Below are 22,011 nucleotides of genomic sequence, written 5' to 3'. Positions count from 1 at the left end.
GGATCAGATCGTGAGTTCGGCTTCACGCCGTAGGCGCGCGCCCTCGCGGAAGACTTCGGCCAGGACGAACACCACCAGCACCGAGAACCAGGCGGTCAGGGTGAAGCTGTCGTCGATGACCTTGGCCTTCGGGGCCAGCCAACGCGCCAGGCCCGAAAAGACGTAGCGGCCGACCTCCAGACCCGCGAGCACCAGGCCGATCAGGCGCAGACGCACGACATTGTCGGGATGGAAGGGATCGCCGGCGGTGAGGGTGGCGAAGATCTTGCGCAGGCGCTCGACGATGACCATCCAGCCGCCGAGCAGCAAGGCCCAGGCCGCCAGGGCGCCGGCGAACAACGGGCCATTGCGGCTTACGGCCTCGACCGCGTCGCTGATCGGCAGCATCGAGGCCAGCAGTTCGGGATTGAAGCTGAACAGCAGCGCGATCAGCGTGAACAGCGACAGCAAGCTGACAAAGATCCACAGCCCGACGTAGATCACATCGAGGATGATCTTCAGGAAACTCGAAACGGAGCCTGGCCCCAAGGCGCGCATGGCTGGTCCCCCGACAGCGACGCTAAACAACATGCCCCGCCGAACGGGGCGACGTCAAAACGGCGGGTCTCGCCGGAAGCCCTGCGCCTAAAGCGTCTGCGTCACGAACGCCACGACCGACACCGGCACGGCCACGATCAGGGCGGCGGTGATGGCGGTCATGACGAGCTTGTCGGCGAGACGGAACAGGCGGGCGGCGGACATCACGTTTTCCAGTTTGAGCGTTGGGGTCGAGGTCGAGTCATTCGACCCCTCGCCACGATGAACAATTAGGCCGTGTTTCCGGTTCCGCCAATGTTGTTTATCGAGAAACGATATTAAACTTTCGCAATGATCCGTGTCGATCCCTCAACGTTGCCCTGGGGATACACTCACCCTGCGGCGGCGTCGGTCGCGATCATGGACGTGCGCTTCGACACGGCGTCGTACCAGGCCGACAGAGCCGGTCGACCCGGGCGCCAAGCCACCACCTGGCGAACGTCCAGATAGGCGAGCTGCACGGCGATGGCGATCTCGGCGATCTCGAACCGATCGCTGGGCAGGTCCGCCGCTTCGAACAGGTCCAGCGCCGCGTGCACCGCGCGCAGCTGGCGATCAAACAGGTCCTGGCGGTGCTGAGCCTCTGGCCGCATGCGCTCGCGGACGATCAGGATGGACGCATCGCCCAGGCCGTCGGCCGCCGCCTCAAGGGTCAGGGCCCGACGGCGCCCCGGTTGAACGGTCGGGATCAGGCGCGGCTCGGACAATCCGTCGACAAAGTCAGCGATCACGGCGGAATCGAACACCGTCTCGCCGCCCTCGAGCACCAGGGTCGGCACCTTGTTCAGCGGGTTGAGCAACCGCAGGCTTTCGTCCTGGAACGGTGCGATCGTCTCGACGGTCAGTCGGTCGGACAGCCCTTTTTCCATGGCCAGCACACGAACCTTGCGGGCAAAGGGCGACAAGGGCGAGTAAAGAAGCCGCATCAATAGATTCCCTGGAGACGACGAATGGCGCTGAAGCTTGCAATGGGAACAAAGCTTGTGGCCGCCACCCACAATCCTGGCAAGGTCCCCGAGATCGCCGCTCTGCTCGACGGCCGGTTCGAGATCGTCACCGCCGGTCAACTGGGCCTGCCCGAACCCGAGGAAACCGAGAGCACCTTCGTCGGCAATGCGCTGCTCAAGGCCCGCCACGCCGCCGACCTTTCCGGCCTGCCCGCCCTGGCCGACGACTCAGGCCTGTCGGTCACCGCGCTCGACGGCGCGCCGGGGATCTTCTCCGCCCGCTGGGCCGGTCCGGGCAAGGATTTCGCCCTGGCCATGAAGAAGGTCGAGGAGCGCCTGGAGGAAACCGCCTCGGACGACCGCAGCGCCTGGTTCACCTCGGCCCTGGCCGTCGCCTGGCCGAACGGTCCAGCCGTGGTCGTCGAAGGGCGCGTGGATGGGACCCTGGTGTTCCCCGGGCGGGGAACGCGCGGCTTCGGCTATGACCCCATCTTCGTGCCCGAAGGCCATGCCTCGACCTTCGGCGAGATGGAGCCCGCGGCCAAGGACGCCATGAGCCACCGCGCCCGCGCCTTCGCCAAGCTGAAGGCGGCCTTGTTTGACTGACGCCCGCGCGGGGTCGGTGGGGGTCTATGTCCACTGGCCCTACTGCGCCCGGATCTGTCCGTACTGCGATTTCAACGTCGTCCGCGATCGCGGTCGGGTCGACGAGCAGAGCGCCCTGGCCGACGCCATCGTGGCGGACCTGGAGGCTCAGCGCGCCCTGACCGGCGATCGGCGACTGCTATCGATCTTCTTCGGCGGCGGGACGCCCTCGCTGATGGATCCGGCCCAGGTGGCGCGGGTGATCCAGACCGCAAGGCGCCTATGGTCGCCCGCAGCTGATCTCGAGATCAGCCTGGAGGCCAACCCCACCGACGCCGAGACCGGCCGCTTCGCCGCCTTGGCCGACGCCGGGGTCCAGCGGCTGTCGCTGGGCGTGCAGGCGCTGGACGACGCCTCTCTCAAGGCGCTGGGCCGCAACCACGACGCGGACTCGGCGCGACGGGCCATCCTGGCGGCGGCCAAGGCGTTCCCCCGGCTGTCGATCGACCTGATATACGCCCGCCCCGGCCAGACCGACGCGGCCTGGCGCGCAGAGCTCGGCGAGGCGATCGCCATGGGTCCGGAGCACGTCTCGCCCTACCAGCTGACCATCGAGCGCGGCACCGCCTTTGACCGCGCCGTCGGTCGCGGGACGCTTGTCGTCCCCGACGAGGACCTGGCGGCCACCCTATTCGAGACCACCCAGGCGGTTCTGGAGGCCGCCGGCTTCGACGCCTATGAGGTGTCGAACCATGCCCGGGGCGAGGCCGCCCGCTCGCGACACAATCTCGTCTACTGGCGGGGGGTCGACTATGTCGGCGTTGGCCCCGGCGCCCACGGGCGACTGGCCCTGGCCGAGGGTCGCGCGGCCACCACCGCCCATCACGCGATCAAGGACTACATCGCCGCCGTTCGCGAACACGGCGTCGGCTTCGACCGCGAGATCCTGACCCCCGAGGAGGCCGCCGAGGAGCGCTTGGTGCTGGGCCTGCGCATCGATGACGGCGTCGGCTTCGACGAGATGGCGCCGCTGGGCCTGTCCCCCGATCTGGCCAAGGTCCGCGATCTGGTTGAAGCGGGATTGTTGGTCGACAGTCGCGACCGCCTGGGCGCCACGCGCGCGGGCCGTCTGGTGCTGGATCGGCTGACAGGCGCGCTCGCAACCTGATATGGGTTTGACTCAACCGAAGGACACCGCGCGCTTGAGTCGTCTGCCTCCCCCACCAGCCTTGTCCGACGCACCGCTGGCGCCCGGCCTCTATCTGGTGGCGACGCCCATCGGCAATCTGCGCGACATCACCCTGCGGGCCCTGGACGTGCTGGCCGCCTGCGACGTGCTGCTGGCCGAGGACACCCGGGTCACCGGCAAACTGCTGTCGGCCTACGGGATCCGGACCAAGCTGGAGCGTCACGACGAGCACGTGGCCGAGCGGTCGATCCCCGGGATCCTCGAACGCCTGGCCAACGGCGAGCGGGTCGCCCTGGTTTCGGACGCCGGCACCCCCATGGTCTCCGATCCCGGCTATCGCCTGGCCCGCGAGGCGATCGCCGCCGGCCATGATGTGATCCCGATCCCCGGCGCCTCGGCCGCGCTCGCCGCCCTGACCCTGGCGGGCCTGCCCACCGAGCGCTTCCTGTTCGCAGGCTTCCCGCCGCCCAAGAGCGCGGCGCGGCGGACGTTCTTCGAGGAATTCGCCAACACCCGCGCCACGCTGATCTTCTACGAAGGCGCTTCGCGGGTCGCCGACTGCCTGGCCGACATGGCGGCGGTGTTCGGCGCCGATCGCCCCGCTGCGGTGTGCCGCGAACTGACCAAGCTCTATGAGACCTGCGTGCGCGGCGCGCTCAGCGATCTGGCCGCCGATCCGCGCTTCGACGCGCCGAAGGGCGAGATCGTGATCCTCGTCGGCCCGGGCGCCGAGAAGGTCGCCAGCGCCGACGACGCCGAGGCCGCCCTGCGCGAGGCCATGGCCCGCCTGCCGCTGGGCGAGGCCGCCGCTGAGGTCGCCAAGGCGTTGGGACTGTCGCGCAAGGACCTCTACCGCCAGGCGCTGGCGCTGAAGGAGCAGGCCTGATGCCGGCCGGCGTTCGCCAAGGCCCGACGCGTTCGGACCGGGGGAGCGCCGCGCGCAAGGTCGGCCGGCGCGCCGAGGTGATCGCCGCCCTCTGGCTGATGGCCAAGGGCTATCGCATTCTCGGCTTCCGCCTGGCCACGCCGCTCGGCGAAATCGACCTCCTGGCGAAACGCGGCAAGGTGCTGGCCGTTGTCGAGGTCAAGCAACGCACGACCATCGACGACGCCCTGGACGCCGTGAAGCCGACCCAAAGGGAGCGCCTGCGACGCGCCGCAACGCATCTGGCCGCCCATCGCGCCGGACTGCGTGATCTGGTGGTGCGGCTGGACCTGATCGCCGTCGCCCCCGGGCGTCCGCCGCGACACCTTCCCGACGCCTGGAGCGGAGCCTAAAGATGACGCGGGAAGAGGCCGAGGCGATCCTGACCCGGGCTGGCGAGGGTCCCGACGAGAGCTTTCCGCTATTCGAGGCGGCCCTGGCCTGCGCCGTCCACGATGATCCCAGCCGCGACACCAAAGCCGCTGTCGACCTGGCCAGCGACGCCGTCGAGCGCCTGCGCCGGCGGGCCGAAAGCGAGTCGCCCGAGGAGGCCGTGGCCGAGACCCTGGCGGGAGACCTGCGCCTGACCGGCGACGTGATCACCTATGATCACCCCGACAACGCCGACGTCATCGCCATCGCCCACCGTCGCAAGGGTTTGCCCGTCGCGCTCGGAGTCTTCTACCTGCACGCCGCCCGCGCCGTGGGGCTGGAGCTCTACGGCGTCGACTTCCCCGGCCACTTCCTGCTGCGGATCGAGACCGACGAGGGGCCGCTGGCCCTGGACCCGTTCAGCGAGGGGCGCGTGGTGTTGCCGTCCGAGCTGTCGCGCCGGGCCTTGCGCACGGGCCTGATGCCGGACGTCGCCGCCCGCCTTGAGCTTCTGATGGCCCCGATCAGCGACCGCGCCGTGCTGATCCGCTTGCAGAACAACATCTTCGCCCGCGCCCAGCAGGCCAAGGACTGGCCCCGCGCCGAGCGCTCGGCCCTGCGGCGGGCCTTGCTGAACCCCAAGGACCACCGCCCCTGGCTGGACGTCGCGGCCGCCCGCGAGGGCCAGGGCGCGCTGGCCGGCGCGCTGCAAGCCCTATCGCGCGCCCAGATCCTGGACGGCGGCGCGGCGATCGCGGCCCGGGCGCAGCGGGAGCGGGTGCGGTTGCGCTTGAACTAGCGTTCCGGCCAAAACGGCTTAACTAGGCTCCAGACCAAGAACCCCAGGAGCCCCCATGTCGCTGCGAGTCGCCGTCCAGATGGATCCCATCCTGGGGATCAATATCGACACCGACACGTCCTTCCTGATGATGATGGAAGCCCAGAGCCGAGGCCATAGGCTGTGGTTCTACACCCCCGACAAGCTTTCGCAGGAAGACGGCCGGGTGTTCGCGCGCGCCCAGCCGGTCGAGGTGTTCGCCGAGAAGGGCGCGCACGCCAAGCTGGGCGAGACCGTGATGCTGGACATGAAGGACGACATCGACGTCGTGCTGATGCGCCAGGATCCGCCGTTCGACATGGCCTACATCACGGCCACGCACTTCCTGGAGAAGGTGCACCCGCACACCCTGGTGGTGAATAATCCGGCCGAGGTGCGCAACGCGCCCGAGAAGCTGTTCGTCACCGACTTCCCGGGGGTGCAGCCGCCGACCCTGATCACCAGCGACCATGAAGCGATCTACGACTTCCGCGCCCGCCACGGCGACATCGTGCTGAAGCCCCTCTACGGCGGCGGCGGCTCGGGCGTGGCGCGTCTGCTGGCCGACGACCCCAATCTCGACGCCCTCCTGGAACTGCATGCCATGATCGGCCGAGAGCAGGTCATCGCCCAGAAGTTCGTTCCCGCCGTCAGCAAGGGCGACAAGCGCGTGCTGCTGGTCGACGGTGAGCCCGTAGGCGCCATCAACCGCGTGCCGGCCAGCGGCCAGGTCCGCTCGAACCTGCGGGTCGGCGGTCGCGCCGAGGCGGTGGAGCTGACCGCCCGCGATCTGGAGCTTTGCAAGATCATCGCCCCGGAACTGAAGCGTCGCGGTCTGCTATTTGTCGGCATCGACGTGATCGGCGAGTACCTCACCGAGATCAATGTCACCTCGCCGACGGGCGCCCAACAGCTGAAGCGGTTTACCGGTATCAACGCCGCCGAAGTACTTTGGAACCGGATCGAAGACATTCGTGCGAACGGTGGGTAACTCTGCGTAAACGGCGAGATTTCCCGAAACGTTCGTTTTTCGTTCTTGCTCCATTTCGCCGATTATGTTGCTCCTTGTGGATAAGTTGAAGTTCCTCAAGGAGTTACGATGGCCGCCCGCGTCGTCACCGTCGCGTTCGAAGGCGTCGAGGCCCGCAGGGTCGACGTCGAGGTCCAGCTGACGACCGGCCAGCACGCCTTCGTGGTGGTGGGGCTGGCCGACAAGGCGGTCGCCGAAAGCCGCGAAAGGGTGCGCGGCGCCTTCGCGGGTCTGGGTCTTTCGCTACCCGGCAAGAGGATCGTCGCCAACCTGGCGCCGGCCGACCTGCCCAAGGAGGGCGCGCACTTCGATCTGCCGATCGCCCTGGCGGTGATGGCCGCTCTGGGCGTGATCCCGCTGGACGCCCTGGACGGCTGGGCGGCGATGGGCGAGCTGTCTTTGGACGGCCGCATTGTGCCCGCCGCCGGCGCCCTGCCCGCCGCCATGGCGGCCGGAGCCATGGACCTGGGGCTGATCTGCCCCGAAGCCTCGGGACCGGAAGCGGCCTGGGCCGGCGGCACGCGGATCTTGGCGCCGCGATCGCTGGTGGCGCTGATCAACCACTTCCGAGGCAGCCAGATTCTGTCGGCGCCGACGCCGGGCCCGATCATCGAGGGCGAGCAGCCCAAGGACCTGCGGGACGTGAAAGGCCAGGAGCACGCCAAGCGCGCGCTCGAGATCGCGGCGGCCGGCGGCCACAACCTGTTGTTCTGCGGCCCGCCGGGCTCGGGCAAGTCGATGCTGGCCCAGCGCCTGCCTGGCCTGTTGCCGCCCCTGACCTCGGCCGAACTGCTGGAAACCTCGATGGTGCATTCGGTGGCCGGACTCATCGCCCGTGGCGCCTTGACCCGCGCGCGGCCTTTCCGCGCCCCGCACCACAGCGCCAGCATGGCCGCCCTGACCGGCGGCGGGCATCGCGCCAAGCCGGGCGAGGTCTCCTTGGCGCACAACGGGGTCTTGTTCCTGGACGAACTGCCCGAGTTCGGCGTCCAGGCGCTGGACAGCCTGCGCGGCCCGCTGGAGACGGGCGAGGTGATGGTGGCGCGCGCCAACGCCCATGTGCGGTATCCGGCGCGCGTCCAGCTGGTGGCGGCGATGAACCCCTGCCGCTGCGGGCACGGCGGGGCCGGGCGCGGCGCGTGCGGCAAGGCGCCTCGGTGCCAGAAGGACTATCAGGGCCGAGTTTCGGGCCCGCTGATGGACCGCATCGATCTGGCCGTCGACATGCCCGCCGTCACGGCCGCTGACCTCGCTTTGCCCCCGCCCGTCGAGGGCTCGGCCGAGGTCGCCGCCCGCGTGGCGCGCGCCCGGAATCTGCAGCTCGACCGCGCCGAAGCGCTGGGCGCCGCCGATGGCCTCAACGGCCGCGCCGAGGGCGCCTTTCTGGAAAAGATCGCCGGGCTCGACACGGCCGGCCGCGACCTGCTGTCCCGCGCCGCTGAGGCCGGACGCATCAGCGCGCGCGGCTGGACCCGTGTGCTGCGCCTGTCGCGGACCATCGCCGACCTCGAGGGCGTGGAAAGCGTCAAGCGGGTCCACGTCGCAGAGGCCCTCGCCTATCGGCGCACCAGCGGGGCGGGAGAAGAAAGCGTCCCTGCGGCCGGTCGCGTTTGACCGCCCGTTAAGCCGCGTCGGCTAACCTTGGTTTCCATGAGCGACAGCAGACCTGACGACCGCCATCCCAGTGTCACGCCCGAACAGCTGGCGACCTTGAGCCACGAGTTCCGCACGCCGCTGAACGGCGTGCTGGGCATGGCGCGGCTCTTGGAAAACACCAAGCTGACGGCCGAGCAGCGGTCTTATGTCACCGCCCTGCGCGAAAGCGGCGACCACCTGTTGTCGCTGGTCAATGACGTGCTGCACTTCGCCCGCCTGGGCGCGGCCTCGATCGAGCTGTCGCTGGCGCCGGTCGACATTGAGGGCCTGCTGCGGCAGGTCGCCGAACTGATGAGCCCGCGCGCCCACGAGAAGGGCGTCGAGATCGCCTGGGCCATCTCCTCGCCTCTGCCGACCATCCTGGCCGATGAAGGCCGGCTACGACAGATCCTGCTGAACTTCGCCGGCAACGCCGTGAAGTTCACCGAGGCCGGCGGCGTGCTGCTGACCGCCAGCGCCATCGACGGCGGCCGTATCCGCTTCTCGGTGGCCGACACGGGACCCGGCGTCGCGCCCGAGGCGCGCGTTCGCATCTTCGAGGCCTTCGTGCAGACCGACGTCACCCACGCCACCCAGCTGGGCGGCGCGGGCCTGGGCCTGGCCATCGTCTCGCGGCTCTCAGCCGCCATGGGCGGCGCGGTCGGGGTCGGCGGCGAACTGGGCCAGGGCGCGGAGTTCTGGTTCGAGGCCCCGTTCGCCACAGCCGCCGCCCCCGTGCGCGCCGCGCCGCTCGAAGGCCGCAACGTCGCCATCGCCTCGCCCAACGCCATTGTCCGCGCCGCCACGGCCCGCCAGATCGAGGCGGCGGGTGGCCGGGCCTACGCCGCCGTCGACATCGCCTCGGCCCTGGCCGGCGCGCCCGCCGACGCGGTGCTGCTGATCGACGCGGCCCTCTCAGGCCCCCGGGGCGCGCTCAAGCCACCCGCCGGCCGCCGCTCGGTGGTGCTGCTGACGCCTGAACAGCGCGACCGCATCGACCGCCTCAAGGCCGCCGGCTTCTCGGGCTATCTGATCAAGCCGCTGCGCGCAGCCTCGCTGGTCGCCCAGGTGCTGCAAGCGACGACGGCTGATGGCGTGGCCGAGGACGAGCCCGCCCACGACGACCGCATCGCCGGCGCTGTCGCCAGCGGCGCGCGGGTGCTGCTGGCCGAGGACAATCCCATCAACGCGCTGCTGGCCCGCACCCTGCTGGAGCGCGAAGGCTGCATCGTCGACCGCGTCGCCGATGGCGAGCAGGCCGTGGCCGCCGCGTCGGCCGGGGTCTATGACCTGATCCTGATGGACTTGCGCATGCCGGGCCTGACCGGGATCGAGGCCGCCCGCGCCCTGCGCGCCAAGGGCGTGGCCACCCCGATTGCGGCCCTGACCGCCGACGCCTTCGACGAAGACCGCCGCACCTGCCTGGCGGCCGGCATGGACGACTTCCTCGTCAAGCCCCTGACCCAGGAGGCGCTGCGCGACGCACTCAAGCGCTGGACCACCGGCGGCGTCTCGGGCGGCTGGACGAAACCCGCGACGCGAGCCAAGGTCGCCGGCTGATACGGGGGGCGTCCCCCGCTGGGGGATCGCCGTATGTCCGAAGAAGCCAAGGCGCCGGAAAAGAAGAGCCTTCTGCAGACCCTCGCCTTCTTCGGCGAGCGGCGCAGCCTGGTCATGCTGGGCCTGGGCTTCGCCTCAGGCCTGCCGTTCATGCTGATCTTCGACACCCTGTCGCTGTGGCTGCGCGATGCGGGGCTGTCGCTGGCGGTGATCGGCTTCTTCAGCCTGGCGACCTTGTCGTTCTCGTTCAAGTTCCTGTGGGCGCCGTTGATCGACCGCACCACGGTGCCGGTGCTGCACAAGCTTCTGGGCCATCGCCGCGCTTGGATGCTGGTGTTCCAGACCGTGATGGTGCTGGGGCTCTGGGCGATCTCGACCATGAACCCGCTGAACCAGCTGGGCTTCCTGGCCGCCGCTGCGGTCACCGTCGGCTTCGCCACGGCCTCGCATGACATCGTCATCGACGCCTGGCGCATCGAGGTCGCCGACAAGGAAGAGCAGGGCCCGATGGTCGTCGCCTACCAGTGGGGCTATCGCGTCGCCATGATCGTGGCCGGCGCCGGGCCGCTGCTGCTGGCCGAGCGGTTCGGCTGGAACCTGTCCTACGCCGTGATGGGCCTGATCGTGGGCCTGGGCGTGCTGGCCACCCTCTGCGCCCCGCGCGAGGCCGAGCACACCATCCGCCCGATCCCGACCGACGACGTGCGCCAGTCGAAAGCGTTGGAGGTCGTGGAATGGCTCGTGCGCCTGGCCATCCTCCTGCTCGGCGCCCTGGCGCTGGGCTCGGGCCTGTCGGGCGATGCGACCCTGCTGTCCAAGCTGGTCGGCGGCGAAGCTCTTGCCGAAGCCTGGACCGCAAAGCCGAACGGGATCTGGCTGCAGCTGGTGGGCGTGATCACGGGTCTGGCCATCGTCGTCGTCGCCGCCTGGCCGATCCCCAAGGTGCGCACCAAGCCCGGCGTCTACATGTCCAAGGCGTTCGGCGAGCCGCTGGGTGAATTCCTGACCCGCTTCCACGGTGTGGCGGGCCTGATCCTGGCCGCGATCTGCGTCTATCGGGTCTCGGACTTCGTGCTGAACATCATGAACCCGTTCTATCGCGACATGGGCTTCACGCTGACCGAGATCGCCGAGATCCGGAAGGTGTTCGGGATCATCGCCTCGATGGCCGGGGTGTTCCTGGGTGGCGTCATCGTTGCGCGGCTGGGCCTGATCAAGGCGCTGGTCATCGGGGCCTTCGCCCAGCCGATCAGCAACTTGATGTTCGCCTTGCTGGCCATGAGCGGCCACAACACCAGCATGCTGTTCGTGTCGATCTGCCTGGACAACATCGCCGGCGGCGTCGCCGGCACGGCCCTGATCGCCTACATGTCCAGCCTGACCAGCGCGGGCTTCACGGCCACGCAGTACGCATTGTTCTCGTCGCTGTACGCCCTGCCGGGCAAGCTGATCGCCTCGCAGTCGGGTCGGATCGTCGAGGCGTCAGCCAAGGCGGCCGAGGCCGGGGGCTTCACCGCGCCGCTCAAGGCCCTGTTCACGCGCCTGCCGCCCGAGAGCTTCACCGCCGCCGGCGCCAAGCTGGGCGTGAGCGCACCGGCCCTGGCGGCCGGCTACACCGCCTTCTTCATCTATACGGCCTTGATCGGCGTGGTCGCGATCGTGCTGTCGTTCATGGTGGCGGCCCGTCAGGGTAAGACCCTGACCGCCACCTAAAGCGCTTGGCTCGAAAAATACTCTAGACCGCTAGGCAAACCACCTGGGCCACCCGCAGGTCGCGGCGCAGGCCGTCGGCGACGCGGCCATAGTTCTCGGTGGTGATCGGCTCGCTGGGCGCGAACTCCGAAGCGGCGGGGCGACGGTGCGAGCCGAGCACGGTCTTCAGGGTTTCGGGCGCGGTCGTGTAGATGCGGCCCCGGCGCGGGGCTTCGGCCACGGTCACGCCGATCACCCGGCCCGCCGCATCAAGGGCCGGCGCGCCTGAAAGACCGGAAAGCGTGCCCTTCAGGGTGTCGGTGCGGCCTACCTCGGCCCAGACCAGGACGGGCTCGGTGCGGGCCCCGCGGCCGTGCACGACCAGGTTCTCCCGGCCCAGCAGGCGCGAGGCGGCTTCGCCTGGATGGCCTTGCGGGAAGCCTGGATGATAGGCGCGCGCGCCCCGGCGAAGCGGCTCGTCCAGTCCCATCGGCACGGCGGGCGCGCCGCCTTCGGTGGTCAGGACAGCGGCGTCGGCGCGGGTGTCGAGATGGACCTTGGCGGCCACGCCGCGCCCGTCGGCCACGACGATGGCGGCCTGCTTGCAGCCGTCGACCACATGGCGGGCGGTCAGCCAGACGCCGTCGTCGCCGACCGAAAACGCCGTTCCCGAGCCCGGCGAGGGCTTGTCGGGCACCTGGACCACGATGGAAGGATCGAACGGCGATGACGGTCCCAGCGGCAAGCCTTCCTCGCCCGGCACCGGCGGCGGCGGCGGCGGCGCGTCCGAACGCTCCTGACGACCGACAGCGACGATCACTAGGGCGCTCACCGCCGCAGCATAGACCAGCCAGTCGGGAAGCTTGGGGAAATGCACCGGACGACCTCCAGGCGCGAGTGTATCAGCCGCCCACCGCCGCGGCCAGGATGAGCGCCACGCCCAGCTTGGCGCCGACCAGAAGGGCGGCGGCGGCGACCTCGCCCTCGTGGATGCGTTCGGGCAGCCCCTTCAGCAGCATGTCGGTGATGCGGAAGACCAGCAGCTGCACCGCGATGGTGGCCGCGCCCCAGATGACGATTTCGGTCACCGAGGTCGAGGCGCGCAGGGACACGGCCAGCGGGATCGCCAGGCCCACAAACACCCCGCCCAGCGACAGCGCGGCGGCGGAATTGCCCTCGCGGATCAGCGTGATTTCCTTGTGCGGGGTCAGCAAGGCGTAGAGCGCCGCCCCCAGGATCAGCATGACCAGGGTCACGCTCGCATGCAGCAGGGTGATCGGAAAACCGGTGGCGAAGGCCTGGACCTCGGGCGACTGAAGCTGAGACGGCATGGACGCGGATCAACCCTGGTGGACTTACAGCCCCCTGACTAACACGGGTCGGCAAGACTTGCGTAGGGGGCGCCCGTCTGCGGCGAACGCGCCCCTAAGCCGCCTCGTCCTCGTCGTCGTCGGAGAGCACGCCCGCCATCGCCGCCAGCGACAGCTTGCGCAGCGCCGAGGCGCGGACCTTTTCGCTTTCGCTCTTCAGCTGGCCGCAGGCGGCGAGGATGTCGCGGCCGCGCGGGGTGCGGATCGGCGAGGAATAGCCGGCCTTGTTGAGGATCGCGGCGAAGGCCTCGATCGTCGCCCAGTCCGAGCACTGGTAATCGCTGCCGGGCCAGGGGTTGAACGGGATCAGGTTGATCTTGGCCGGAATGCCCTTGATCAGCTTGACGAGCGCCCGGGCTTCCTCGGGGCTGTCGTTGACGCCCTTCAGCATCACGTACTCGAAGGTCACGCGGCGGGCGTTGGAAAGGCCCGGATAGGCGCGGATACCGGCCATCAGCTCGGCGATCGGGTACTTCTTGTTCAGCGGCACCAGGACGTCGCGCAGCGGATCGTTGGTGGCGTGCAGGCTGATCGCCAGCATGGCCTGGGTGGTCGAACCCAGCTTTTCCAGCATCGGCACCACGCCCGAGGTCGAGACCGTGATCCGGCGACGCGAGATGGCGATGCCCTCGTTGTCGCTGATGATCTCGATGGCGTCGGCCACCTGGCCCAGATTGTAGAGCGGCTCGCCCATGCCCATGAATACGATGTTCGAGAGCTGGCGGTCTTCCTTGTCGGACGGCCATTCGGCCAGGTCGTCCTTGGCCACCTGCACCTGGGCGACGATCTCGGCCGCGGTCAGGTTGCGGACCAGCGGCTGGGTGCCGGTGTGGCAGAAACTGCAGTTCAGCGTGCAGCCGACCTGGCTGGACACGCACAGGGCGCCGGCGCGGCCGACCCCGGGGATATAGACGCTTTCGACCTCGATGCCCGGGGCCATGCGGATAAGCCACTTGCGGGTGCCGTCCTTGGACACCTGCCGCTCGACGATCTCGGGGCGAGCGATGGTGAAGGCTTCGGCGAGACGCGCGCGCGTTTCCTTGGCCACGTCGCTCATGTCGGCGAAGTCGGTGACGCCGCGATGGTGCATCCAGCGGAAGATCTGGGTGGCCCGCATCTTGGCCTTGCCGTGCTCGACCACGCCGCTCTCGACCAAGGCCGCGACCAGCTGCGGGCGCGTCAGGCCCGACAGATTGACCGGGGGCTTGGTGACGGGGGTGGCGGGCGCAGCGTCGGACGAGACGCGCGACAGGTCAAGGGTGACGCTCAAGGGGATGTCCGGCTCTTCGGGGTCGAGGCGGGCTTATAGCAGATCAAGGCCGGTTTTCCAAAAGGACGGCCTGCGACCTCATCCCTGTCATCCAGGACGGAGCGCAGCGAAGATCCGGGACCGCCCAAAACACGGCTCTTGCCATGGTCCCGGCTCGGCGCGCTTCGCGCTTGGCCGGGATGACAGAATACGTCGCGCTAAACCTTCCGGAACCGGCTGCCCTGGCTGGCCATCAGGGCCAGGGCCCAGTCGTCGGGGACGATCTTGGCGATGGCGGCGATGGCCTTGTTCGGCGCGCCGGGCACGCAGATCGAGCGGTTGGCCTCGGCGGCCTCGTAGCCGGCGGCGGCGACCTCGTCGGCGCCCAGCCACATCCACTCGGGCACGCCCTGGCTGACCTGGGCGCGGGTGCCGTTGACGTCGTGAAACTCCGAATAGGTGAAGCCAGGGCACAGGGCGCTGACATGCACGCCGTTGGCCAGGTTCTCCAGGTGCAGGCTCTGCGAGAACTTCACCAGGAAGCCCTTGGTGGCCGCATAGAGGGTGTGGCCGGCCGCGCCAGGCACCAGACCGGCCAGCGAGGCCACATTGACGATGCGACCGAACTTGCGCTCGACCATGCCCGGCAGGACCTTGTGGGTCATCTCGCAGACGCTGGTCAGCATCAGTTGCAGAAACTTGGCTTGGTCGGCCCAGTCCGTGGCGTCGTAGGTCCCGGGCAGGCCATAGCCGGCGTTATTGATCAGCGCGTCGACCACCCGGCCCTGCTCGGCCACCGCCGCAAGGACCGTGTCGACGCCGCCGGGCTCGGCGAGGTCGGCGGGGATCGCATAGGCCTCGACGCCGGACCGCAGCTTGATCTCGGCGGCCAAGCCCTCCAGGCGGTCGGCCCGGCGCGCGGTCAAGGCCACGTCGTAGCCGTGGCTGGCGTAGATGCGGGCGGAGGCGGCCCCGATACCGGCGGAGGCGCCGGTGATCAGGGCGAGACGACGGGCCATGCTGGATCGATCCGATGAAGACAAAAAACGTCGTCGGAGACGAGCACGGCCCGCGATTTGGTTCAAGCTAGAGCGCGTTAGGTTCAAGTGTGAGCGGTTAAACCGCTCGAACGCGCTCTAAACTTACGAAGATAGAGCCTGTCTATCTGGTTTAGATGATTTCATCTAAACCATACAGGCCCTAGGGGCGTCAGGCCGCCTTGCCGATCGCGTCGGCCACCGAGGCGCCGGCGGTCCAGCGGACAGCCGCCTTGGCCACGCGCTCACCCAGCAGGCGAGCCGTCTCGCGGTCGCCGGCCGGCGGGGTGATTTCGGGCGAGGCGTTGTCAGACTGGGCGGCCAGGCCGATGAATGAGCCGACGCGGTTGATCGTGTCCGGACCCCGCTCGGCGGCCGTGACGTTGGGCGGCGCCAAACCCAGATTGATCCAGTTCATCCCGTGTTGCGCCGCCAGGATGGTCAGGCTGGCCAGGGCGTGGGCCTTGTCGCCGGCGAAGCTGTGCGAGTTGGTGAAGCCGGCGGCCAGCTTGTCCTTCCAGGCGCTGGTGAAGAACACGCTGGAGGTGGCGTCGGCGAACACTTTGAACACGCCCGAGACGTCGCCCATGTACGTCGGCGCGCCGAAGATCACGGCGTCGGCCTGGGTGATCTGGTCGATCAGCGGCGCGAAGTCCTGGGCGGCGCTTTCGATCTTCAGCAGGACCGGGGTCTGGCCGGCGTCACGGACGCCCTCGGCGACCTTCTGGGCCAGGACTTCGGTGTGGCCGTAGCCGGAGTGATAGGCGATGGCGACGGTGGTCATGGGTAATCCCTCACGTTTAGAAACTGAAACGGTAGCGATTACGTAATGGCGCACCGGGATGGCGCCAGAGGATCAGCAACAAGTTTTGATGCAGTTTTTCGGCGCGCGGTTTCAGTCGGACTAAAGGCGCGAACTCAAGCCGATTTGAGACCGCTGAGGAGGTCGGCGACCGTGATCTGGGAAAGCCGCTCGGCGGCGGCCTGGTCGGCGGAGAGAATCGCCGCGCGGACAGCGTCGGGGATCTTCTCGCCCACGGGGCAGCCCTTCACGCCCTTGGGCGCCACGCCCAGATGAGCGCAGCCGTTGACGGCCCGAAGCACCACGTCGAGCGTGATGGTCTCGGCGGGCTTGAGCAGCCAGGCGCCGCCATTGGCCCCGGCGCGGGCGCCGATCAGGCCGGCCTTGCCCAGCATGGCTGTCACCCGGCGAACCACGACCGGATTGGTCGGCACCGAGGCGGCGAGCTCGGCGCTGGCCACGGCGCGGTCGGCCGAAAAAGCGGCCTTGTGCGCCAGATAGGCCAGGGCATGGGCCGCGACGGGAAATTTCTGACTGTCCGACATCTCAACCCGAGAACGTAAGGTGGTCGGCTGCGCGTTCAACCCAAAACTGGCTGGCGGCGGAAGCCTTCACCGATGGAGGGGCCGCATGATGCAACGCAGCGTGACGATTGAACCGGGCGCGGTTTGGGTGTATCGCGCCGCGCTTGATCGCGATATGGGTCGGCCAGCAGCGTTTTGCGAGGGCTCCCCGGAGGGATTACATGGCTTCCGAAGCCCCCCACGACTCCGCGCCCGATTGCGCGCCTGCGTCCTCAGACATTCCGCAACAAGACGGCGCCGCGACCAACGGCAACGGCCATGACCTGAAGGGGCATGGCTTCTTCGCCCTGGCCCTGGGCTCGGTGGGGGTGGTGTTCGGCGATATCGGCACCAGCCCGCTGTACGCCTTTAAGGAAGCCTTGGCGGCGGCGTCCCACGACGGCGTCACCCGGTCCGAAATTTTTGGCGTGGTGTCTCTGGCCCTGTGGGCGATGTTCCTGATCGTGACGATCAAGTACGTCGTCTTCATCATGCGCGCGGACAACAAGGGCGAGGGCGGCGTGCTGTCGCTGATGGCCCTGGCGCAACACGCCATGGGCCGGCGCACCACCCTGGTGTTCGTCCTGGGCGTAGCCGGCGCGGCGCTGTTCTATGGCGACGCGGTGATCACACCGGCCATGTCGGTGCTATCGGCCGTCGAGGGTCTTCGCACCATTCCCGCGCTGGAGCGTGGCGTGACCAATGAGGTCGTGCTGCTGATCGCCACGGTGATGTTGCTGGGCCTGTTCTTCATCCAGAGCCGGGGCACAGCTTCGGTCGGCAAGCTCTTTGGACCAGTCTGCGCCGTGTGGTTTGGCGTGATGTTCTCGCTAGGCCTGATGAACCTGGCGGGCAACCCCGGCATCCTGATGGCGGTGAACCCGTACTATGCGGTCAAGTTCCTGGCCGAGCACGGCCTGACCGGCTTCATCGTCCTGGGCGCGGTGTTCCTGACCGTGACCGGCGTCGAGGCCCTGACCGCCGACATGGGCCACTTCGGCCGTTGGCCGATCCAGGCCGCCTGGCTGTTCTTCGTCCTGCCGTGCCTGGCCATGAACTACCTGGGCCAAGGCGCCTTCGCCCTGACCACGCTCGAAACGGCAGAGGCCGCCGGCAAGGCGATGCCGGAGCTGAACTGGTTCTTCGAGATGGCCCCCGAGGCGCTGCGCCTGCCGCTGGTCTTGCTGGCCGGCGCGGCGACAGTGATCGCCAGCCAGGCCGTCATCACCGGCGCGTTCTCGCTGACCCAGCAAGCGATCCAGCTGGGTCTGTTGCCGCGCCTGGACGTGCGCCGCACGTCCGAGACCCAGTCGGGTCAGATCTTTGTGCCGCAGCTCAACACCATGCTTCTGGTCGGCGTGCTGGCCATCATGTTCACGTTCCAGACGTCCTCGGCCCTGGCCCACGCCTATGGCCTGGCCGTCACCGGCACAATGATCGTCACCACCTGCATGGCCTTCATCGTCATGCGCAAGCTGTGGAAGTGGAGCATGCCGATGGCGCTGCTCTTCCTGGTGCCGTTCCTGGCCCTGGACATCACCTTCCTCAGCGCCAACGCCCTGCGCTTCTTCTCGGGCGGCTGGCTGCCGGTGCTGATCGGCGCGGCGCTGTTTACGGTCATGGCCACCTGGGTGCGCGGCAGCCAGATCCTGACCGACAAGACTCGCCGCGACAGCCTGCCCGTCGCCGACCTGATGGACATCCTGCGCGCCCGCGCGCCGCACCGCGCCCCGGGCACGGCGATCTTCCTGACGTCGGACCCGGACATGACGCCCGTGGCCCTGATGCACAACCTCAAGCACAACAAGGTGCTGCACGAGCGCAACGTCATCCTGACGGTCCGCACCGCCGAGACGCCGCGCGTCGCCGAGGAGGACCGGGTCAAGATCGAGAAGGTCAACGACGACTTCAAGAAGGTCGTGGTCAACTACGGCTTCATGGAAAGCCCGAACATCCCCAAAGCCCTGGCCGTGTGCCGCAAGCAGGGCCTGAAGTTCGACATCATGGCCACCAGCTTCTTCCTGGGGCGCCGCTCGATCGTACCGTCGGCCAATAGCGGCATGCCGCTCTGGCAGGACCGCCTGTTCATCTACCTGATGAAGAACGCCGCCAACCCGACGGACTTCTTCAAGATCCCGCCCGGCCGCGTGGTCGAGCTGGGCGCGCAGGTCACGGTCTAGGCGATGGAAACGGCCCTGCGGATCATCGGCGACGGCCTGTCGATCGCCGCCCTGACCATCATCGCCACCACCGCTCATGGCGCGTGGAAGCGCATCCCGGCCGGCGCCAGCGTGCCGATCGTCTGGCGCCGCGACGGTCAGCCCTCGCTTCGGCTCACCAAGGCCGCCGGCCTGCTGTGGATCCCGGTGGCGTCGATGGCGATCATCTTCGCCTTCACCCTGTCGGGGACGACCTTCCGGGCGGAGGGGCTGGAGGCAGTGATGGTGTTCTGCGTGCGCGCCACCCTCGGCGCCGTCCTGGCCATGGCCCAGCTTTTCCACCTGCGCTCCGTCATCAAGACGTTGCAGGACGAGGGCCAGCTCTAGCGGCCCTATTTACGCTTGACCCGCGCCGGCTTTCGCCGTTGAAGGCGCGCGACTTTGTGTTTCCTCGATAAGGACCCCGCTCATGGCCGACAAGTCCGTGAAGAAGGTCGTGCTCGCCTATTCGGGCGGTCTCGACACCTCGATCATCCTGAAGTGGCTGCAGACCGAATACGGCGCTGAGGTCATCACCTTCACGGCCGATCTCGGCCAGGGCGAAGAGATCGAACCGGCCCGCGCCAAGGCGCTGGCCGCCGGCGTCAAGCCTGAGAACATCTTCATCGAGGATGTGCGCGAAGAGTTCGTGCGCGACTACGTCTTCCCGATGTTCCGCGCCAACACGGTCTATGAGGGCCAGTACCTCTTGGGCACCTCGATCGCCCGCCCGCTGATCGCCAAGAAGCAGATCGAGATCGCCCGCAAGATGGGCGCCGACGCCGTCAGCCACGGCGCGACCGGCAAGGGCAACGACCAGGTCCGCTTCGAGCTCGGCTACTACGGCCTCGAGCCCGACATCACCGTGATCGCCCCCTGGCGCGAGTGGGACTTCAAGTCCCGCGAGGCCCTGCTGGACTTCGCCGAGAAGCACCAGATCCAGATCACCAAGGACAAGCGCGGCGAAGCGCCGTTCAGCGTCGACGCCAACCTGCTGCACTCCTCGTCCGAGGGTAAGGTCCTGGAGGACCCGGCGGTCGAGGCCCCCGAGTTCGTCCACATGCGCACCATCGCGCCGGAAGACGCGCCGGACGCGCCTACTATCATCACCATCGACTTCGAAAAGGGCGATCCGGTCGCCATCGACGGCGTGGCGATGAGCCCGGCCACCCTGCTGACCAAGCTGAACGAACTGGGCCGCGACAACGGCGTGGGTCGTCTGGACCTCGTCGAAAACCGCTTCGTCGGCATGAAGTCGCGCGGCGTCTACGAGACCCCCGGCGGCACCATCCTGCTGGCCGCCCACCGCGGCATCGAGAGCATCACGCTGGACCGCGGCGCCATGCACCTGAAGGACGAGCTGATGCCGAAGTACGCGTCGCTCGTCTATAACGGCTTCTGGTTCTCGCCCGAGCGCGAGATGCTGCAGGCCGCCATCGACTACAGCCAGGACAAGGTCACCGGCCGCGTCCGCGTGAAGCTGTACAAAGGCAATGTCACGGTCATCGGCCGCGAAAGCCCCTACTCGCTGTACGACCAGGATCTGGTCACCTTCGAAGAAGGCAAGGTCGCCTATGACCACCGCGACGCCGGCGGCTTCATCAAGCTGAACGCCCTGCGCCTGCGGGTGCTGGCCAAGCGCGACAAGCGCGGCTAGGCGGCTTTAGGGCCAGACGATCAAAGGGCGTCGCGAGGGAGACCTCGCGGCGCCGTTTTCTTTGGCGCGTCGTGGCGCGTTCGAGAACCCCTCTCCCCTTGCGGGAGAGGGTGGCCGCCGAAGGCGGTCGGGTGAGGGGTCGCGCTCGGCTATCCTGAGACGCTTTTCAACCCCTCATCCGTCAGCTTCGCTGACACCTTCTCCCGCAAGGGGAGAAGTAAACCTGGGTCCGCCTCACACCCGGTTGTACGGATACCGGTCCCGAATGATCCGCTGGAAGAACCGGCCCTTCGAGCGCGACCTGTAGAACGCTGCGCTGATCCGCTCGGGCACGCCGACATAGACGTATTCGTCGCCATCGTGGAACGTGACGAACAGCTTGCCGTGTTCGGGGGTGTAGTCGATCTCGGCGATCGCCGTGAAGTCCACTCGCATGGCGCAAAGCCTCCGCGGATGAGGATCGTCAGCGGGAAAAGCGAGCGAAGCCGGGCGAGGTTCCAATGGCTCCGCGCCCGGGCGATGACCGCCGCCCCGAACCACGATCTGGCGCGCAAGCCCTTACGCCTCGCGGGAGGGGATGCCAAGGCGCGCCAAACCCGACTAGGGTCAACCCTTACGCGGCCCGGGGAGGCCGTCCGGAGGGAACAAACAGATGCAACAATCCCATGCGCTGGTGGCGATCGTCACCCTGGTTTCGCTGTTGGTCTATGTCTGGATGATCATGCGGATCGGCGGGGCGCGTCGGCGCACCGGCATCGACGCCCCGGCCATGACGGGCGATCCGGAGCTCGAGCGTCATCTGCGCGTGCAGGCCAACACCGTCGAGTGGCTGGTCATCTACCTGCCCTCGCTGTGGCTGTTCGCGATCTACTGGAACGACCTGTTCGCTGCGGCGGCCGGCGTGGTCTGGATCATCGGCCGGATCCTGTACGCCCTCGGCTACGCCGCCGACGCCAAGAAGCGTGAGCTGGGCTTCATGATCCAGATGCTGGCGACCGCGGTGCTGCTGTTCGGCGCCCTGGGGCGGGCGATCTACGTTTACGCGGTCGTCGGCGCCTAGCTTTGCTTGGTGGTCCGTGGCGGAGCGGCCTATATCCGCGCCATGGACCATCTGCCCGTCGATCCCGCCCGCTACGGCGCCTTTCTGGTCGCCATGTTCGTCATGGCCATCACGCCGGGCCCGGCCAATCTGTTCGCCATCGCCACGGGCATGGAGCGAGGCAAGCGCGCGGCCCTCCTGGGCGTGTTGGGCATGAACGCCGCCACCCTGATCTGGTTCATCGGCTCGGCCCTGGGCCTGGGCGCCCTGATCATCGCCTTTCCTCAGGCCTTTCACATCCTGGCGCTGGCCGGCGCGGCCTACCTGGTCTGGCTGGGCCTGAAGTCCCTGTGGGCCGGCTGGAAAAACGCCGAAAGCCACGCGGTCGCCACGGTGCGCGGCGGCAAGTCGGCCTTTGTCGACGGCTTCGCCGTGCAGATCGCCAACCCCAAGGCCCTGCTGTTCTTCACCGCCGTCCTGCCGCCGTTCCTGGACGTCGACCGGCCGCTGGTCCCGCAGCTGATCATGTTCGCCTGCGCCACCATCGGCATGGACCTGATCAGCATGTCCGCCTACGGCGTCGGCGGCGCGGCGCTGTCCGACCGGATGAACGAGCCCGGGTTCCGGCGCGGCTTCGCGGTCCTGGTGGGGGTGCTGCTGATCACCGCCGCCGGCTTGATCGTCTCGCGCGGCTAAGTTTTCGCCTGTGAGGCAAAGCGGCCTTGGCGAAACCACAAAGCGCGGCCAGAGTTAAGCCCAATGTCCAAG

24 protein-coding genes are annotated in these 22,011 nt (G+C 68.3%); 14 read left to right on the top strand and 10 right to left on the bottom strand.

The genetic code is table 11. The features are described from left to right. Window positions 1-3 precede the first annotated feature (3 nt). The 3 genes from CA606_RS00770 to CA606_RS00760 all read right to left on the bottom strand — a co-directional run bounded on the left by CA606_RS00770 (window position 4) and on the right by CA606_RS00760 (window position 1,502). A complete protein-coding gene (locus CA606_RS00770; protein WP_062097943.1) occupies window positions 4-537 on the bottom strand; it encodes a DUF2975 domain-containing protein in 534 nt (177 codons plus the stop codon). Between the two features lie 87 nt (window positions 538-624). Next, window positions 625-741, bottom strand: a complete 117-nt coding sequence (locus CA606_RS00765) for a hypothetical protein (protein WP_096052840.1) — start codon at window positions 739-741, stop codon at window positions 625-627. 167 nt (window positions 742-908) lie between these two features. Continuing rightward, window positions 909-1,502 (bottom strand): glutathione S-transferase N-terminal domain-containing protein, encoded by a 594-nt coding sequence (locus tag CA606_RS00760; protein ID WP_096052841.1) that lies wholly within the window; start codon window positions 1,500-1,502, stop codon window positions 909-911. A 24-nt stretch (window positions 1,503-1,526) separates the two neighbouring features. On the opposite strand from CA606_RS00760, the gene rdgB reads away from it, so the two are divergent. The 9 genes from rdgB to CA606_RS00715 all read left to right on the top strand — a co-directional run bounded on the left by rdgB (window position 1,527) and on the right by CA606_RS00715 (window position 11,349). Beyond that, window positions 1,527-2,129: an RdgB/HAM1 family non-canonical purine NTP pyrophosphatase gene (gene rdgB, locus CA606_RS00755; RefSeq protein ID WP_096052842.1), complete on the top strand. Its 603-nt coding sequence runs from the start codon at window positions 1,527-1,529 to the stop codon at window positions 2,127-2,129. Beyond that, window positions 2,122-3,276, top strand: a complete 1,155-nt coding sequence (hemW, locus tag CA606_RS00750) for a radical SAM family heme chaperone HemW (protein WP_096052843.1) — start codon at window positions 2,122-2,124, stop codon at window positions 3,274-3,276. Before rdgB ends, hemW begins: the two co-directional genes overlap by 8 nt. A 34-nt stretch (window positions 3,277-3,310) precedes the next feature. Next, on the top strand, window positions 3,311-4,183 hold the full coding sequence (rsmI, locus tag CA606_RS00745; RefSeq protein ID WP_096053926.1) for a 16S rRNA (cytidine(1402)-2'-O)-methyltransferase: 873 nt from the start codon (window positions 3,311-3,313) through the stop codon (window positions 4,181-4,183). After that, window positions 4,183-4,575, top strand: a complete 393-nt coding sequence (locus CA606_RS00740; RefSeq protein ID WP_096052844.1) for a YraN family protein — start codon at window positions 4,183-4,185, stop codon at window positions 4,573-4,575. Before rsmI ends, CA606_RS00740 begins: the two co-directional genes overlap by 1 nt. 2 nt (window positions 4,576-4,577) lie before the next feature. Further along, complete coding sequence (locus CA606_RS00735) at window positions 4,578-5,393, top strand: SirB1 family protein (protein WP_096052845.1); 816 nt, start codon at window positions 4,578-4,580, stop codon at window positions 5,391-5,393. 55 nt (window positions 5,394-5,448) lie between these two features. Continuing rightward, window positions 5,449-6,402, top strand: a complete 954-nt coding sequence (gshB, locus tag CA606_RS00730; RefSeq protein ID WP_096052846.1) for a glutathione synthase — start codon at window positions 5,449-5,451, stop codon at window positions 6,400-6,402. A 108-nt stretch (window positions 6,403-6,510) separates the two neighbouring features. Next, complete coding sequence (locus CA606_RS00725; protein WP_096052847.1) at window positions 6,511-8,055, top strand: YifB family Mg chelatase-like AAA ATPase; 1,545 nt, start codon at window positions 6,511-6,513, stop codon at window positions 8,053-8,055. A gap of 36 nt (window positions 8,056-8,091) precedes the next feature. Continuing rightward, window positions 8,092-9,636, top strand: a complete 1,545-nt coding sequence (locus CA606_RS00720; RefSeq protein WP_096052848.1) for a response regulator — start codon at window positions 8,092-8,094, stop codon at window positions 9,634-9,636. Window positions 9,637-9,669: 33 nt separating this feature from the next. Continuing rightward, window positions 9,670-11,349 carry an AmpG family muropeptide MFS transporter gene (locus CA606_RS00715; protein WP_096052849.1) on the top strand — a complete coding sequence of 560 codons (1,680 nt, stop codon included), beginning with the start codon at window positions 9,670-9,672 and terminating at the stop codon, window positions 11,347-11,349. A gap of 22 nt (window positions 11,350-11,371) precedes the next feature. Here the strand turns inward: CA606_RS00715 and CA606_RS00710 are convergent, their stop codons facing one another. The 6 genes from CA606_RS00710 to CA606_RS00685 all read right to left on the bottom strand — a co-directional run bounded on the left by CA606_RS00710 (window position 11,372) and on the right by CA606_RS00685 (window position 16,331). After that, on the bottom strand, window positions 11,372-12,205 hold the full coding sequence (locus CA606_RS00710) for a S1 family peptidase (protein ID WP_096052850.1): 834 nt from the start codon (window positions 12,203-12,205) through the stop codon (window positions 11,372-11,374). 25 nt (window positions 12,206-12,230) lie between these two features. Then, the gene (locus tag CA606_RS00705; RefSeq protein WP_096052851.1) at window positions 12,231-12,659 is read right to left on the bottom strand and encodes a DUF350 domain-containing protein; all 429 of its coding nucleotides are present in this window, start codon (window positions 12,657-12,659) and stop codon (window positions 12,231-12,233) included. Window positions 12,660-12,753: 94 nt separating this feature from the next. Then, the gene (gene rlmN / locus CA606_RS00700) at window positions 12,754-13,968 is read right to left on the bottom strand and encodes a 23S rRNA (adenine(2503)-C(2))-methyltransferase RlmN (RefSeq protein ID WP_096052852.1); all 1,215 of its coding nucleotides are present in this window, start codon (window positions 13,966-13,968) and stop codon (window positions 12,754-12,756) included. 197 nt (window positions 13,969-14,165) lie between these two features. After that, a complete protein-coding gene (locus CA606_RS00695) occupies window positions 14,166-14,966 on the bottom strand; it encodes an SDR family NAD(P)-dependent oxidoreductase (RefSeq protein WP_096052853.1) in 801 nt (266 codons plus the stop codon). A 190-nt stretch (window positions 14,967-15,156) separates the two neighbouring features. Beyond that, window positions 15,157-15,768, bottom strand: a complete 612-nt coding sequence (locus CA606_RS00690; RefSeq protein ID WP_096052854.1) for a flavodoxin family protein — start codon at window positions 15,766-15,768, stop codon at window positions 15,157-15,159. Window positions 15,769-15,902: 134 nt separating this feature from the next. Continuing rightward, window positions 15,903-16,331, bottom strand: a complete 429-nt coding sequence (locus CA606_RS00685) for an Rrf2 family transcriptional regulator (RefSeq protein ID WP_096052855.1) — start codon at window positions 16,329-16,331, stop codon at window positions 15,903-15,905. A gap of 200 nt (window positions 16,332-16,531) precedes the next feature. Here CA606_RS00685 and CA606_RS00680 point away from each other — a divergent pair, with 200 nt between their 5' ends. From CA606_RS00680 to CA606_RS00670, 3 genes are all read left to right on the top strand, one after another. Continuing rightward, window positions 16,532-18,529: a potassium transporter Kup gene (locus CA606_RS00680; RefSeq protein WP_096052856.1), complete on the top strand. Its 1,998-nt coding sequence runs from the start codon at window positions 16,532-16,534 to the stop codon at window positions 18,527-18,529. A 3-nt stretch (window positions 18,530-18,532) separates the two neighbouring features. After that, window positions 18,533-18,895, top strand: a complete 363-nt coding sequence (locus tag CA606_RS00675; protein ID WP_096052857.1) for a hypothetical protein — start codon at window positions 18,533-18,535, stop codon at window positions 18,893-18,895. Window positions 18,896-18,977: 82 nt separating this feature from the next. Continuing rightward, window positions 18,978-20,204, top strand: a complete 1,227-nt coding sequence (locus CA606_RS00670) for an argininosuccinate synthase (RefSeq protein ID WP_010918018.1) — start codon at window positions 18,978-18,980, stop codon at window positions 20,202-20,204. A 234-nt stretch (window positions 20,205-20,438) separates the two neighbouring features. Here CA606_RS00670 and CA606_RS00665 read toward each other — a convergent pair whose 3' ends face one another. Beyond that, window positions 20,439-20,639 (bottom strand): KTSC domain-containing protein, encoded by a 201-nt coding sequence (locus CA606_RS00665; protein WP_096052858.1) that lies wholly within the window; start codon window positions 20,637-20,639, stop codon window positions 20,439-20,441. A gap of 217 nt (window positions 20,640-20,856) precedes the next feature. On the opposite strand from CA606_RS00665, the gene CA606_RS00660 reads away from it, so the two are divergent. After that, window positions 20,857-21,264 carry an MAPEG family protein gene (locus CA606_RS00660; RefSeq protein ID WP_096052859.1) on the top strand — a complete coding sequence of 136 codons (408 nt, stop codon included), beginning with the start codon at window positions 20,857-20,859 and terminating at the stop codon, window positions 21,262-21,264. A 6-nt stretch (window positions 21,265-21,270) separates the two neighbouring features. Continuing rightward, entirely contained in the window at window positions 21,271-21,939 is a 669-nt protein-coding gene (locus CA606_RS00655; protein WP_096052860.1) for a LysE family translocator, read from the top strand. Window positions 21,940-22,011 lie beyond the last annotated feature (72 nt).

The organism is Caulobacter vibrioides (genome assembly GCF_002310375.3).
In the GTDB taxonomy this organism is placed as follows: Bacteria; Pseudomonadota; Alphaproteobacteria; order Caulobacterales; family Caulobacteraceae; genus Caulobacter; species Caulobacter vibrioides_D.
The sequence above is the reverse complement of the archived record's forward strand: the minus strand, read 5'-3'. Positions and strand labels throughout refer to the sequence as shown.

Excerpts from the sequence above, each read along its gene's own strand:
- CA606_RS00720 (WP_096052848.1), top strand. The coding sequence starts at position 8,092 with ATGAGCGACAGCAGACCTGACGACCGCCATCCCAGTGTCACGCCCGAA.
- CA606_RS00660 (WP_096052859.1), top strand. The coding sequence starts at position 20,857 with ATGCAACAATCCCATGCGCTGGTGGCGATCGTCACCCTGGTTTCGCTG.
- CA606_RS00770 (WP_062097943.1), bottom strand. The coding sequence starts at position 537 with ATGCGCGCCTTGGGGCCAGGCTCCGTTTCGAGTTTCCTGAAGATCATC.
- gshB (WP_096052846.1), top strand. The coding sequence starts at position 5,449 with ATGTCGCTGCGAGTCGCCGTCCAGATGGATCCCATCCTGGGGATCAAT.
- CA606_RS00725 (WP_096052847.1), top strand. The coding sequence starts at position 6,511 with ATGGCCGCCCGCGTCGTCACCGTCGCGTTCGAAGGCGTCGAGGCCCGC.
- CA606_RS00740 (WP_096052844.1), top strand. The coding sequence starts at position 4,183 with ATGCCGGCCGGCGTTCGCCAAGGCCCGACGCGTTCGGACCGGGGGAGC.
- CA606_RS00680 (WP_096052856.1), top strand. The coding sequence starts at position 16,532 with ATGGCTTCCGAAGCCCCCCACGACTCCGCGCCCGATTGCGCGCCTGCG.
- CA606_RS00665 (WP_096052858.1), bottom strand. The coding sequence starts at position 20,639 with ATGCGAGTGGACTTCACGGCGATCGCCGAGATCGACTACACCCCCGAA.
- CA606_RS00705 (WP_096052851.1), bottom strand. The coding sequence starts at position 12,659 with ATGCCGTCTCAGCTTCAGTCGCCCGAGGTCCAGGCCTTCGCCACCGGT.
- CA606_RS00735 (WP_096052845.1), top strand. The coding sequence starts at position 4,578 with ATGACGCGGGAAGAGGCCGAGGCGATCCTGACCCGGGCTGGCGAGGGT.
- CA606_RS00690 (WP_096052854.1), bottom strand. The coding sequence starts at position 15,768 with ATGACCACCGTCGCCATCGCCTATCACTCCGGCTACGGCCACACCGAA.
- CA606_RS00715 (WP_096052849.1), top strand. The coding sequence starts at position 9,670 with ATGTCCGAAGAAGCCAAGGCGCCGGAAAAGAAGAGCCTTCTGCAGACC.
- CA606_RS00695 (WP_096052853.1), bottom strand. The coding sequence starts at position 14,966 with ATGGCCCGTCGTCTCGCCCTGATCACCGGCGCCTCCGCCGGTATCGGG.
- CA606_RS00670 (WP_010918018.1), top strand. The coding sequence starts at position 18,978 with ATGGCCGACAAGTCCGTGAAGAAGGTCGTGCTCGCCTATTCGGGCGGT.
- CA606_RS00760 (WP_096052841.1), bottom strand. The coding sequence starts at position 1,502 with ATGCGGCTTCTTTACTCGCCCTTGTCGCCCTTTGCCCGCAAGGTTCGT.
- CA606_RS00675 (WP_096052857.1), top strand. The coding sequence starts at position 18,533 with ATGGAAACGGCCCTGCGGATCATCGGCGACGGCCTGTCGATCGCCGCC.
- CA606_RS00685 (WP_096052855.1), bottom strand. The coding sequence starts at position 16,331 with ATGTCGGACAGTCAGAAATTTCCCGTCGCGGCCCATGCCCTGGCCTAT.
- rdgB (WP_096052842.1), top strand. The coding sequence starts at position 1,527 with ATGGCGCTGAAGCTTGCAATGGGAACAAAGCTTGTGGCCGCCACCCAC.
- CA606_RS00765 (WP_096052840.1), bottom strand. The coding sequence starts at position 741 with ATGTCCGCCGCCCGCCTGTTCCGTCTCGCCGACAAGCTCGTCATGACC.